Origin of the sequence: Pseudahrensia aquimaris (assembly GCF_042676045.1) — a bacterium.
GTDB classification, from domain to species: domain Bacteria; phylum Pseudomonadota; class Alphaproteobacteria; order Rhizobiales; family Rhizobiaceae; genus Pseudahrensia; species Pseudahrensia aquimaris.
This window is the reverse complement of record NZ_JBHTJV010000003.1, coordinates 56035-69619: the sequence shown is the minus strand read 5'-3', so window position 1 is coordinate 69619 and position 13585 is coordinate 56035. Positions and strand designations below refer to the sequence as shown.

The window sequence follows — 13585 nt, the reverse complement described above, 5'->3', positions numbered from 1 at the left end:
GGATGGTTCCAGACCGCCTCATTAAGTTTGTTCAATCCGCCTTAGGGGGACGCCCTCATCCTAGTAGAACGTGAAGTCGTTCGCATCGATGGTGACAAGCGATCCGGCAGAACCTTCAATATCCACGAAGTTTGAAGTGTCTGCGTTGAGGGTGATCCGCGCGGTGCTCGTGCCGTTGCCCGTAACGGTGAAGTCCGAGAAGTCGGTGGCAACTGCGGAGAAGAAGCGGAACACGTCTGTGCCATCCTGCCAATCGGTGATGGTATCTTCACCAAAGGCTGCATCGACATAAAGGAAAGTATCCCTTCCTGATCCGCCATTCATTATGTCGTTTCCGGTGCCGCCGTTCAGCGTATCGCGGGCAGCGCCACCGAAGAGCGTATCATTGCCAGCGTTGCCGTTGACCTTGTCAATGGAATTCCCGCCAATCAGCGTATCGTTGCCACCAAAGCCCGAGAAATCGGCCCGTGCCTCACCTGTGCGCATGAAATCATCTTCGGTATTCGAGCCAAAGAATTTCTCAATGGAGGCGAATGTATCGCCAGTGGCATCGCCACCATGAATGCCCGTGATGAGGTTGATTGAGATGCCGTTGGTGGAAAGACGGGCGTCGAAAGAGTCGCTCCCTGATCCGCCAGAGAAGATATCGGCTCCCCCACTGTCCAATAGGAACTTGTCGAGTCCTGCATTGCCCTCCAAGCGGTTGTCGAGTTCGTTGCCCTTGCCGGTGTGGTTGCCGGTATCGGTGAAGGTCAATCGCTCGTTGTTGGCAGATAGGGTCCAAGAGGCGAGACCGTTGACGTATGTGCGATCGTAGCCTTCGCCCTCGTTCTCGATTGTTTGGTCGCCAAAATCGTCGACGTAATACTCTTCATTGCCGATCCCACCGCGCATTATGTCAGCACCGATCCCGCCATCAAGATCATCACTACCCGCGCCGCCGTCCAGTTCATTCACATTGCTGTCGCCAATGATCGTGTCGTTTCCGGCACCACCAACCACGTTTTCAATGCTTTCTATGGTGTCAGCAATGTTCACGCCGGTCAGATCGTTTACCCAGGTTTCAGCGCCGAGGTTGAGTGTTGTGGCATCGGTCCAACTGCTGAAGTCAATCGTGTCAGTGTTGTTACCGCCGTCGATAGTATGGCTTTCAGTGGAACCAAAATGCGTCACAATGCTGGTGACAACAAAAGTATCATCATTGTTGCCACCAAAGCCCTTATCAGCCTCTCCTTGGAGGTAGATGGTGTCGTTACCACTGCCACCATTGATAATGTCCCGACCACCGAAGCCGAACATAACGTCATCACCGGTATTTCCGTTGATTTCGTCATTTGTGATCGTGCCTGTTATCATTTCACCAGTCGCGTCCCCGTTGATACGAACGAGGTCATCGTCGGTGTTCCAGTTCGAGAAGGTCAATCCGCTGAGATCAATCTCCGAATTGCTGGTCAGGAACACTTCAAGGATTTCTTCCCGACCGGCAAAGTCAAAACCATCAATGTTACTGGTCAACGAAATGTCACCATCGTTGAATTGTTTGGCCGTCAATTGAGCCGTCTGGACGGAAACACTACCAGTTAATGCTCCGTAGAAATCCAAGGCCTCGATGCTGCTGAGGCTGTCCTGCCGGAGATTGTAGGTTTGGTTTCCTGTGACACCTGCGCCAACTGCAATCGTATCTGTTCCCGAGCCGCCGTCGATTATTTCGAAACCATCGTCAATGTCATCGGCTTCTCTGATGATGAACGTGTCATTGCCGCCTTCACCATAGAGACGGTCGGATAAATCACCGCCGTCAAAAGTATCGTTGCCCCCTCCGCCATACATCTCATTTGCATGAGCATCGGTGCCAACGACGGTTTCATTTGCAGATGACCCGCTGAAGTTCTCAAAGTTGACGGCTGTTTCTGCTCCCTGGCTGCTGGTGATTGCGCCCGTGATAAAGTTGATCGACACATCGCCGGAATACCCGGAGTCGGAGGTGTCCAACGTATCCAGACCACCATCTCCATCAAGCGTATCAAGACCGGTGCCGCCAAGAATTGTGTCGTTTGTCGTGGTGCCGGTAATGTTGTCATCGCCACCAAACCCGCGAACTCTGATTTCGTCGTAAAGGCTCTCAAAATCAACAATGCTTAGACCCGAGAGATCAAACGTATTGCCGGAATTGGTGTCTGCAATAACCAGAGTATCGGCTTTGTCTGCGCCCCCCTGAGCGAAATCAAAAGTCTCGAATTGCAGCGCCTGATTATCGGTCAATAGTGCAGTTTTTAAGCCAGCTGACCCCCCAGCGTTAAACTGGAAGGTCTCCACATCTGTGAACACCGTATCCGTTCCACCAGAATAAAAATTGTATGTGCCAGGTCCAACCAGACCGACGCGATCAGTGCCATCACCACCATCATAAGTCGCACCAATTCTTGGACTGTCTGTGTTGAGCCAGAACGTGTCATTGCCATCCGAGCCATACATGTTTTCGCCCGCTGCCGGGACGGGGTTTATCGTGCCACTTGGTGTGCTGATAATCGCATTGTTGTCGTAGACCGGAATATCGTTTGCGGTGTCACGAGGATCCCAAATCGCGGTTTCAACATCGGCATCGTTAGAGGACGTATTGCGGGTCCAAGAGACCTGAAAACGACCATCTTCCAACTGCGCCATATCAATGTTGGTTATTTCGGATGTTATGTATTGGACGATCGGAAACTCGACACCCACTTCGTTGCCGTTGTTGTCGAAGCGTTGGGCCAGAATGTCGTGAGAGTTTTCGTCATACCAAGCGATGACAAACCCGCCTTCCTCCAAAGCAACAATCGACGAATGAACCTGATTACCGGCTGTCGTTGTCAGCGGGTTTTGCGTGGCGCCGACGCTGAAACCGAAGAGAACATTCTCCAGAATCGCAAAACGCACGCCGGAATCTGTTCCGCCGGAATTATTAACGTCCCAAGAAACCACAATGTCGCCGTTTGACAGTTTCGCAATGCGTGGATCGCTGGCCTGTTGAGTGGCGTTGGAGATGAGGATCGGAGCGACCGTGACGGCATTACCGTTTTCATCATAAAGGGCAAAATAGACTTCATCGACACCCGAGTCGCGATCCGCAAACGCCACAACGTAGAGATCGTTGGCATACCGAATGATGTCTGCGCCGTTGAAGTCCCCAACGTTCTGGTCCGCAATTTTAAACTCAGATCCAATGATTGCGCCGGTGCTGGGGTTGAAAGCTGTGGCCAGTACGTCTCCGTCTGAACCATAGGTGATGATCGCGGAATTGTCGGTCGCGACGGCCACTCTTGGAAGTTCCAGCCGTTCACTCCCAAGCGGCAAGTTGCTTATGTCTGCAATTTGAATGTTGCGTTGGAAGCTGCCCGAATTGTCGTACACATCAACTTCAAGTGAAAGGTTGGGCGAGCTTAAGGAAGCAAAGAAGGAGCGATAGGAGACAAGGAACCCGCCGCCAGGCAGGATGTCGATGCTTGGAAAGCCGGCACTGGTGGCTAAGCCGCCAGTTATGGAGTTCAGTTGGATTTCGCCCGTAACAGCGTTGCCTAGCGGATCAAATATCCGGCCAATGATGTCCGTGTTGTCTGTCGATCCCGGTCCTGCGAACGGATCAGCATTTGATGCCCATACAACGAGAACGTTGCCATTGGTCAATTGTGTGACTTGGCTTTGAAATTGGTCGTTGCGGCTCCCGTCGTCGTCAAAAGTATTTACCTGAAACTGGTTTTTCCATTCGAGCGGTGTGGTTGTCATAGTATTTTCCCTAGGTGTTAGCAGACAATGCCCCGTCATTGGCTCGACCCGCTTTCGCCGGTTTTTGCGCGCTAATTTTCAGAGGATGCAAAACTGAAATGATAAGCAGCCGAAACCGCCGTCCTCCTCCGAATTCCTGAATGACCGTTGAAAAACAACGGTAATTCATTGCAGAACATCGTGAACGGCAGTCGCGGAAGCCGCAATCGCCCATATGGGCTATGAATTTCAGCAGTGTGACTTTTGTCACACTTCGTGAACGGCTTTTGAAAAAGCGTACAAGTGGGCAACCCAAGCGCTTGCGGCAACGCTGGGTCAGGCAATCAAAATAAAACTATTTCAAGAAAAATGGTGCCCCCACACGGACTCGAACCGCGGACCTACTGATTACAAATCAGTTGCTCTACCAGCTGAGCTATAAGGGCGTTGGTGTCGATATACGGATTTTGAAAGCTCTGTCAACGAATGTTGTTGGCACGAGTTGCACCATCGAGTGTTTGAGGAAAAGCATATCGATTTTCTTCGTATACCTCGCCTTAGTGGGCCATATGAAATTCGCCGCCGGAGAATGAGAAAACCCGAACAGCAACTAATCCGGCAAGCAGGGGGCGATCCAAACCCTGCCCAGTCTCATGCCATTTGCGCAGTTTCAGCACAGTAGGGTGACTTAGTAGAACGTGAAGTCGCTTGCATCCAACGTCAAAGTTCCGCCATCGGATGCAAAGACGTCTATGTAGTTGGAGCTATCATCTCGGTCGATCACCCGCACTTTGGTGCTGCCATTGGCGTGAATGCGCAGATCATCGAGGGACGATGCAGCGGAGGAGTGGAACCGGAAAGTGTCCGCGTCTTCGTAGTCTCGTATAATGTCATATCCAAAGTCAGCTTCGGCGTAGCGGAACTGATCGGCTCCTTTGCCGCCATAAATCTCGTCATTGCCCGTGCCTCCGATCAGAATATCGTTGCCGTTGCCGCCTCGGATATCATCGTTGCCGTCATCGCCGCGGATATAGTCCGTGTTGTTGTTGCCGTAGAGGCGGTCATCCCCGCCTGACCCGGAAAACCGGGCGCGGGCCTCACCGGCTCTCAGAACATCATCTGCGGTAGAGGAACCGACAAAAGTTTCAATCGAGGCGAAGATATCCCCAGCGGCTGCGCCACCATTGAAGTCCTGATTGTTGAGATAGACGCGAATACCAACGTCGCTTGATCGCGCGTCAAACGTATCCGTTCCGCTGCCACCGGAGAATATATCGGCGCCACCGGCATCGATTACAAATTTGTCGTTTCCGGCGTTGCCGTTTAGACGATTGTCCAGAACATTGCCGCGACCAACGTGATTTCCCGTATCGGTGAAGATTAGTCGCTCAACGTTGTTTCGTAACGTCCAAGAGGCGGTGGACGCATAGACGATATCGTACCCTTCGTTGGCCTTCTCGATGTTTACGTCGCCCAAATCATCGACATAGTAGCGGTCGTTGCCAGCGCCGCCTTTGTGCAGATCTGCACCTGAACGGCCGTCGAGAGTGTCTGATCCTGCTCCTCCAGACAGTTCATTTGCGCCTTGAGCGCCTAGAAGAACGTCGTCAAACGCCGAACCAATCAAGTTCTCGATTTCGACAAGTTCGTCATTTTGCGCGTCACCTGCGGAAATTTGTCTACCCGACCACTCCAAGTCGACGGTAACGCCTTCAGGGGAGTCATTGTAAATCGCTGTGTCTATACCAGAACCGCCGCGCATCCTGTCTCCGCCGGCTCCGCCGTGGAGAACGTCGTCTCCACCGACGCCGAGTGAGATGATTTCCGGCGCGGGCCCACCGTCGTAAGCAAACGCTTCCAAAGCTGCTCCGCCCACCACGTCAGGAATTTCGCCTGTAACGCCATCCACTTGCCAATTCACCACAAGCCCGGGCTCCGAACTTGGGTCTGAGATCGCCTCTTGGAAGTTGTTAAAAATTTCGCTGGCGTTTCGCGCCTCGTTGAAGATGCGAATATCGCCCACATTGGCGTGTGTGGGATAAGCGGAGGCATACTGTCCGGCCCCGTTTATATACTGACCAATCAGCATATTTCCGCCCGGAGTTATGGGCCCTATGTCTCCTATAAATCCTTCCCCCACAAAAAAATCGGTAATGCCGTCGATGTAGAGGCCGACCACGTTTGAAGTGGGGTCGACGACGAGCGATAGTCTGTGGACAGCGCCATCAAGCAATCTTTCGGTTGAAACGTTCGTATTGATGAGCGTTCCATCGACGAAGAGCCGAATGTTGGTTGATGTGAGCCCGGCAAATGGCTCAATCACGCCAAACATTCCCAATTCCACATTCGACCCCGGTACCGAATAGGAGAAAAACGAGATGCCTTCCTCTGTTTGCTCTGCAGACGGAGTGTGTTGGTAAAGCATTTCGACTGTTAGCGGCCCTGTGGGCATGGCGTCCAAATTGTCAATTTGTAGCCCTTGTCGTGTCTCCGTTCCCTGGTTCAATGAAACCATCGCAACACCTTCGCCGGCGCGGAAGTCGCCATAGAGTGTGTCCGTGCCAGCACCACCGGTGAGGTAATCGTCTCCGCCACGGCCTTCGAGGAAGTCGTTAGCCAATAGGCTGTCTCCGCCCGTCAGGTTGTTAGAGCCGCCGTCGCCACGCAATTTGCTTCCGCCGGACGCGCCGACCAGGTTTTCGATGCCGGAAATACTACTGAGTTCTGGGCGACTTAGTGCCTCTTCTTCAAAGACTGCGAAACCCGCTTGGAGATCGGCTACGACCGTTCCGTTCAATTCGCCATAGTCAAAATCGGGTTGGGTGATGGGATTCTCGCCAAACTGTTCGGGAACAAAGCTAAGTGTGTCGTTTCCTGTTCCGCCCTCAATTGCATTGTAGCCGCGACCTGCAAAAATCAGATCATCGCCGGAACCACCGTCGATTGTATCATCACCATCATGTCCGTAGAGAACGTCATTGCCCGCGCGCCCGTTGATTTCGTCATCGCCCTGCATCCCGATGATACGGTTTCCCGCTGCCGTTCCTGAGAGCGTGTCGTTGAATGATGACCCACGCAGCGATTGAATTTTGGAGAACGAAAAGTCGCTTGTGTCGGATATCTCCGTTACTTCCAGATCCGCTGTAATGCCGAGTCTGGGAAAGAACCCGCCTGCGTTATAGTAATAAGTAAAGTCTACGAGGTTACTGCCGTGGCCCCCGAAGAGTTGATGGGTGCCAGCTGTCGGCAGAAGAACATCGTCACCGTTGCCTCCATTCATAAAGCCGACGAGCTCGCCGGTGTTTTCACCGCCGCCGTAGAGAACATCGTCACCCATGCCACCGATCAACCGGTCGCCCGCGTTGCCCGCCAACAGAACGTCATTGCCGTCGCCACCTTCGAGCACGTCGATGTCTGAGGCATCGCTGTTTCTGAAGCCGATCAACGTATCTCGTCCCGCGCCACCCTTGATCACATTCGCTGTGTCATTGCCCGCTATGAAATCGTCGAAGCGAGACCCGATGAAGTTTTCAAAGGTGCCAAACTCGATGTAAGGGTTCTCGGGAGCAAGAATTAGATCTATGTAATCCTGCAAAGTAGTAAGCCGCCTTTGCAGGCCAACGTATTTACCAAAATTCTCTAGAGTGAGCCTTGGCCTCGAGCCAGATTCGTAGCCTTCCGCTGATCCGAGCCCTGCAAGCTCATCGCCAAAGAATGTGCCTGTCGCGTCAACGATCCACTCGCTGACACTGGCTGAAAAGTCGATGGTATCAACGCCATCGCCGCCGGAGGCCAAAATGTAACCTGTATTGTCAATAATCAGCGTATCATCATCTTCCCCGGCAAAAACGATTGTAGATCCCTTTGCAGGATTGAAGGTGTCGTTTCCCTTGTCTCCTTGATAAATGTCTTGGTTTTGATACGGATTGGACGCCCAAGGCGCACGGCTGTTGGCCTCAACGCCGATAAATGTATCGTCACCACCGCCGCCAATGAGAGCCTCTTGGTTCGCTGATGCGTAGAATTCGTCGTCGCCTTCTGAGCCAGATACTACGTAAATATCGGTAAGCGTATCGGTGCCAGTGCGCGACCCATTGCCGTTAAACTTATTCACCGTTCCAGCAACTAGGTCTACGACAACCCGCGAAGGTATAAGGATCGCGATGTCTTCCGGCGAATAGCCAATGTCAGGCAATTCGGGCAGGCGGCTCACGTCGTCTGGATCCAGCCCGTAAGGATCGGTCCAATCAGCAGATACTACCCGGGAACCATACCACAAAACGGACACGCTTTGATCGCCACTGATGTAGTGATCGTAACCCGGCCCACCTACGAAAATATCCACTGGCCGGTAGCGTGTGTTTGGGTCGACCGGGTCAGGAAGAAAATAAAATCCGCCACGAACAATGTCGTTGCCGATACCCCCGACAAGCAGATTGCCCACCTCGCGGCGGATACCAAATTCATTGACGAAGCCTCCTTGTCCACCATCCAGAACGTCATCGCCACGACCGCCATACAACACGTCAACACCAGCGCCGCCGTTGAGGGTGTTGGCACCGCTATCCCCCCACAGCCAATCTTCACTTGGCCCGCCACTTAGGTTTTCGATGCCGGTCAGCACTTCGTCGGATACGAATGGCACCGTGGAATCTTGCTTCAGTGCAATTTTGTTGATGTCTTTGCGTTCCGAGAGATAGGAGGCGGTATCAATGCCTTCCTCGCCATTGATAATGTCTGTGCCCTCTCCACCTTCCAGAAAATCATTGCCCTTGCCGCCATAAAGAATGTCTGCGCCGGGACGTCCGTTCAAATAGTCGTTTCCGAGATACGCATAGAGTGTTTCGTCGTCGGAAAAGCCGAAAACAAAGTCGTCATCGTCGGTTCCCTCCGAAATGAAGTCGTCAGCTGTTCCTTTCACTCCGTCGGCATTGGGATAGTAAAAATTTTCGAAATCACTAACGTGAAGCGTTCGGTCCAAGAAAATGAAATATTCAACATCCTTGACCGTATCGATGCCCTGGCTGACCTCGCCGGGGCTTACGACATATTGCTCGACGGTGACGGTGTTGCCTACATCGGAAGTCCAGAAATTGTAGTCTCCAAAGTTTCCGAAATAGACCGCACCATCGGAATCGCCCGCACCGCCATCGATCAGGTCGTTGCCATCGCCGCCTATCAAGATATCGTTGCCAAGGCCGCCACGCAGATCATCATTGCCCAAACCGCCTGCGAGAAAGTCGTTGCCCGCCTTACCAGCCAGAACGGTCCCGCCGTCTCCAAGTCGGCCAGTGCCAAAACCGGGCAGGCCATCGTTACCGATACCCAAGTTGTCTTGGTTGTTCAAAACGAGATTGGCCGGATCAAAGCCTTCGATGAACGTTTCGATAGCGCTGCTAATTTTCAGCGCTTCATCACGCAGATCATCCACCGGTCCCGACACTGCGTCACCGATCTGCTCAGCAACATCATCCAAAGCTGAAGTGACAAAATCAAACGGATTGAGTTCAGGCAGAAGTTTGTCGACCTCTTTTGCAATACGATCAAAAAGCGCCGTGACGCCGAGTGCATCCAGAATGGGATTCAGTACGGGGCTGACAATCGTATCGAAAAGGAAGCCAATTGCGTCAAGCGCCCATTCTATGGGCTTTAATACGGCTCTGAGAGTTTCCAACGGGCCTTCTAGGAAGTCGATGCTTCCCAAAACATTCGACAGATCATTGGCGAATTGGACCAAAGTCGTTCCAGCTTCGCGCACTGGATCGAAGAAACCGTCAATTGTATCGACAACATCGTCGATCTTCTGGACAACTGTCTGTGCGTTCCCCACAGCCACCCAAACATCATCAGCTGCATCGTTTATCGGCTCGACGGTATCATTGCCTGCAGCCAACGCAGCCAAGAGGCCAGCGGGAATATCGAGGCGTTGATTTTCGGGCAGGGTGGGGTCTGTCAGCGTCGAAAGGCGTGCAGCGTCCTCCGCTCCGGCAGAAATGGCATCAATCTGCGCGACGCTGTTTTCCAGCGTCAACGAAGCGCCGGTTAGGGCCAAATCCAGCGCAGTCAACACGTTAGAGAGATCATCAAAGATACTTTCCGGCTCGTCTCCCGCCTTGATGGTATCTTCAATATCGTCTGCACGGTTCTTGACCGTATCGACTGCCGTTTTGAGAGCCCGGGCAACGAACTTGAGCGGCCCCACTTTTTCAACAAGTTTGAGGGCCGATTCCAAACCGGATGCGATATTTCGCAACGATTCCGCGTCTTTATCGACCTCTTCTAGGATTTCGATGACGTTGGAAATCAGCTCTACAGCTTCACCGGCCCGATCGATCTGTTCTTTCGCGGAAAGCGCTGCTGCCCGGCCTTGGACTAGATTGGCGCCGAATTGGCTCAGTTCGGTTGTCATGTGATTTCCTCAACCCTTTATAGCTCCCCGCGGAGACTAAATTGTACAAGGTCGAAAATATCTTCGGTATCAGGTGATCACCCCATTTTGAGAAACGCCTGTTTGCGCTAGTCTTTTGGAGATGAGGGGAGGTCTTCGCTTTGTATGCCTTCGAACGATATGTCGATCAGGCCATCGCGCATGGCACGAACAAGCAGGGTGGCTGTGGAATTCACAGACAATTTCCTCATCAAGTTTGTGCGGTGACTGTCGACGGTTTTGATGCTGATACCCAAATGCTGAGATGTAGCGGAGTTGGAAAGACCCCGTGCGATGCATCGAAGAACTTCCATCTCGCGCAGTGTCAGACTGTTGGTGCCCGTGTCGCAGTCCAGCACCGTCTTGGCCTCTTTGCAGATGACAATATGGCCATCGGCCACTCTCGCTATGCCTTTGCAAATGTCATCCGGGTTCATGGATTTTACAAACAATCCGCTTGCGCCAGACTCAAGCATTTCTCGGAATGTTGCTGCCGAAGATGTGCCCGTTACGAAAGCAATGCGGGTATCGGGAGACCAACGTTGCCCTTCAACCGCAACATCAATTCCGCTTGCGCCTGGCATCGAAAAGTCCAGCACAGCGCAGTCGGGCTTGAAGCGTTTGATAGCGGCTATCGCGTCAATTCCATTGGATGCGACGCCCACGACTATAAATCCTTCAAGAGCGCCCAACGCGGCCGCCATGCCCGCGCTGGTGAAAGGGTGGTCGTCGGCAATCACGATTTTTCGCAATACATCCCCCTCCCAAGAAAATGATGGTCGTGTGGCGCAAGTGTCTGATTAAAATAACACTAATGCTAGTGTATTTGGGCCTTTTCTGCGGGTCAATTGCATCCGCACAAAGCCCAACTCGTGTTCTGAACGGCCCTGTTACTAAGGATGGAATGCGCGGCCATATCGACCACTATGTTGATGACGATTGGAGTAGAACCGTTGAGGAAATGGCTGGACGCGGTGCTTCACTGTTCAAGCCAATTTTGAAAAAGAACCCCGATTTTGGATACACACAATCAAAAATCTGGCTGCGCACTCGCCTGATTAATCAGACAACCGACATTAGCGAATGGCGGATATTTTTTTCCGAGAATTTCAAGCAAATCTTTGACGTTTGGATTCTTCGCAAAAATGGTGAGATTCAAAATGTGCTGTCACTTAAGCGCGATAGCACGTTCAGCGAGCGTACAATTCCATATCCTGAATTGGTGGTCGCAGCCGACATAGCGCCGGGAGAAGAGGTCACGGTACTTATAAGCCTGTGGTCTGAGGGTTCCTCTTATATCGAATTCTCGGTCGAGACGGTCGAGAGTTTCGCGATGTTGGCAGCTCGTGACACGGCCAAAAACTTTATATTTTATGGAATGATGGTGCTGCTCATCGTCGTTGCGCTGGGCTGTCTGGCTTTGTTCCGTGAGCTGATTTTTCTTGCTTATAGCGGCTATGCCGCCTCTGCGCTGCTGTACGTCATGCATGCTGACGGGGTTACGTTTCAGTATTTGTGGCCTAACTGGCCCGCGCTTAATTCTATGGCGTCGGTTTATGCAGGTTCAGGGATTATTATTTTCGGTGCTGTCTTCTCGCGTGTCTTCATCAAAACAAAAAAGCGGCACCCGATCATGGACAAGGTTCTGTTGGCGGTAATTTTCGTCACCGTCATGATGAATGTTGTGATGATTCCCACCAATCCGCAAATGCTGAAAAAAGCGTTGGTGGCGATGTCGTTGGTCGCAATCATCACCTTCACGCTCGTTGCAATCATCGCAGCCTCGAAGAGATTCAGGGAGGTGCGGTTTTATCTATTCGCATGGGTGGGTGCCGTTATTTCGGCAACGCTGCTCAACCTGAACCATATTTTCGGGTTCAATATAGGCCAAGAGCTGCTCTACGACAGCATGCGAGGCGTCATGGTATTTGATGCCGCCATGATGGGGTTTGCCATCGCAGACCGCTACCACCAATTGCGGCAATCGCGGCAAGCGGCTCTCAGCGACAGCCTTAGCAAAGCCAACCGGAACATCGAACTCAGCGAGCGATTGCTGGAACTGGAGCATCAACACTCGGTCGTGTCCGAATTTGCTCGCAACCGCGACGAGCACATTCAAAACACCGTTCATGATCTTCGCCAACCGATCCATGCATTGCGTATCAGCGTGACAAATCTTCTCCGCAAACAGCCGCAAAGCGACGATGCCGCCGCTAATCTGGAAGCGACATTTAACTATCTGGAAGGGCTGGTCGCAGAACAGTTGAGCAACAAGAACGGTGCTGCCGCATCATCGCAAAGCTCTGTGAAAGAAGAAAGTGACGAACTGGGACTGCAGCAAGTGCTCGGCAGCATTCAAGAAATGTTCTTAGTTGATGCAGAAGAAAAGGGTGTGGAACTGAAGTTCGAAAAGTCAGACTTGTCTGTCCCGATAGATCCGCTGGTGTTGATACGGATTGTTTCAAATTTGGTGTCAAACGCAATAAAATACACAGACGCGGGTAGGGTGGTTATCGAAGTAGACGATATCAAAGGCGCATTGATCGTTCGCGTGTCAGACACCGGATGCGGCTTGAGCGAGGATGACTTTCGCCGGGCCTGTGATCGCGAGGTGCGCTTGTCCAATTCAGGCAACAGCGAAGGCATGGGCCTTGGTTTGGCTATCGCCCGCGAATACGCAACCAAAAACGGGCTTCAACTGCGGTGGGTTCCAAGCAGTATGAAAGGAACCAGCGTCGAACTGGTCATCCCCAAGCGAGAGCCCGCAGTGAGTGCGGCCATTTAGAGCGGCTCATGACCAAGCAAGTGCCTGCGCGACCAAAAGCGATGCGTCTCTTACTGGTTCGAGAATTGGAGGGGCAGGCGGGGCGAAATATAGCTGGTAAATCACATATCCGCTCATCATAACGAGAAATATAGTCACCCATATCAGAAATTGCCCGACGGCAGACGACCAGCTTTGTTGCATCGACAATGCTCCGCTGCCGACAAACAACGCAAAACACAGCAGCGCAACCAGAGAGGCGAAGGCGCCGGTTGATATGCCCATAACCATGCCGCTGTCATGGTTCAGTACCAGCAAAACCAGGGCAACCCCCATAACCGACATCAATATCCAGAACATGCGTCCCATTGGTCAGCCGTCAGTGTCGCCAAAGGCGCTGTCAGAAAGGCTGGTGACGCGGGTTTGGGTGCCTTTGGCGCGGCTTCTGCGGGTAACGCGGCGCGGGCGGCGCTCCAGCTTTGCCACGCGGTCCGGCAATTCTGCCATTATGATATCGCGTTCTTGATCCGAATATTTGACCCACGATGTTATTTCGTCGCGTGAGCGGCCGCAGCCATAGCACTGTCCAGTGACTGGCTCGATGGCGCATACAAGAATACAGGGCGATTTAATAGCTGAAGGTTCCATGCGCT

The 13585-nt window shown here is 52.4% G+C and carries 6 protein-coding genes and 1 tRNA gene; 1 reads left to right on the top strand and 6 read right to left on the bottom strand.

Features of this window, described 5'->3' with window-relative positions:
* Positions 1 to 60 precede the first annotated feature (60 nt).
* The 4 genes from ACFQ14_RS03870 to ACFQ14_RS03855 form a co-directional block, all read right to left on the bottom strand.
* Entirely contained in the window at positions 61 to 3762 is a 3702-nt protein-coding gene (locus ACFQ14_RS03870; protein WP_377211398.1) for a hypothetical protein, read from the bottom strand.
* Between the two features lie 349 nt (positions 3763 to 4111).
* Positions 4112 to 4187: transfer RNA gene (locus ACFQ14_RS03865), tRNA-Thr, on the bottom strand.
* 242 nt (positions 4188 to 4429) lie between these two features.
* On the bottom strand, positions 4430 to 10150 hold the full coding sequence (locus ACFQ14_RS03860; protein WP_377211397.1) for a hypothetical protein: 5721 nt from the start codon (positions 10148 to 10150) through the stop codon (positions 4430 to 4432).
* A gap of 107 nt (positions 10151 to 10257) precedes the next feature.
* Positions 10258 to 10920, bottom strand: a complete 663-nt coding sequence (locus ACFQ14_RS03855; RefSeq protein ID WP_377211396.1) for a response regulator — start codon at positions 10918 to 10920, stop codon at positions 10258 to 10260.
* A 152-nt stretch (positions 10921 to 11072) separates the two neighbouring features.
* Between ACFQ14_RS03855 and ACFQ14_RS03850 the strand changes: the two genes are divergently transcribed.
* Positions 11073 to 12953, top strand: a complete 1881-nt coding sequence (locus ACFQ14_RS03850; RefSeq protein ID WP_377211395.1) for a sensor histidine kinase — start codon at positions 11073 to 11075, stop codon at positions 12951 to 12953.
* Positions 12954 to 12959: 6 nt separating this feature from the next.
* Here the strand turns inward: ACFQ14_RS03850 and ACFQ14_RS03845 are convergent, their stop codons facing one another.
* Together ACFQ14_RS03845 and ACFQ14_RS03840 are read right to left on the bottom strand one after the other, a co-directional pair.
* Positions 12960 to 13301: a hypothetical protein gene (locus tag ACFQ14_RS03845; protein ID WP_377211394.1), complete on the bottom strand. Its 342-nt coding sequence runs from the start codon at positions 13299 to 13301 to the stop codon at positions 12960 to 12962.
* A 3-nt stretch (positions 13302 to 13304) separates the two neighbouring features.
* The gene (locus ACFQ14_RS03840; protein WP_377211393.1) at positions 13305 to 13580 is read right to left on the bottom strand and encodes a DUF1289 domain-containing protein; all 276 of its coding nucleotides are present in this window, start codon (positions 13578 to 13580) and stop codon (positions 13305 to 13307) included.
* Between the last annotated feature and the right edge of the window lie 5 nt (positions 13581 to 13585).

Excerpts from the sequence above, each read along its gene's own strand:
- ACFQ14_RS03870 (WP_377211398.1), bottom strand. The coding sequence starts at position 3,762 with ATGACAACCACACCGCTCGAATGGAAAAACCAGTTTCAGGTAAATACT.
- ACFQ14_RS03860 (WP_377211397.1), bottom strand. The coding sequence starts at position 10,150 with ATGACAACCGAACTGAGCCAATTCGGCGCCAATCTAGTCCAAGGCCGG.
- ACFQ14_RS03850 (WP_377211395.1), top strand. The coding sequence starts at position 11,073 with ATGCGCGGCCATATCGACCACTATGTTGATGACGATTGGAGTAGAACC.
- ACFQ14_RS03845 (WP_377211394.1), bottom strand. The coding sequence starts at position 13,301 with ATGGGACGCATGTTCTGGATATTGATGTCGGTTATGGGGGTTGCCCTG.
- ACFQ14_RS03840 (WP_377211393.1), bottom strand. The coding sequence starts at position 13,580 with ATGGAACCTTCAGCTATTAAATCGCCCTGTATTCTTGTATGCGCCATC.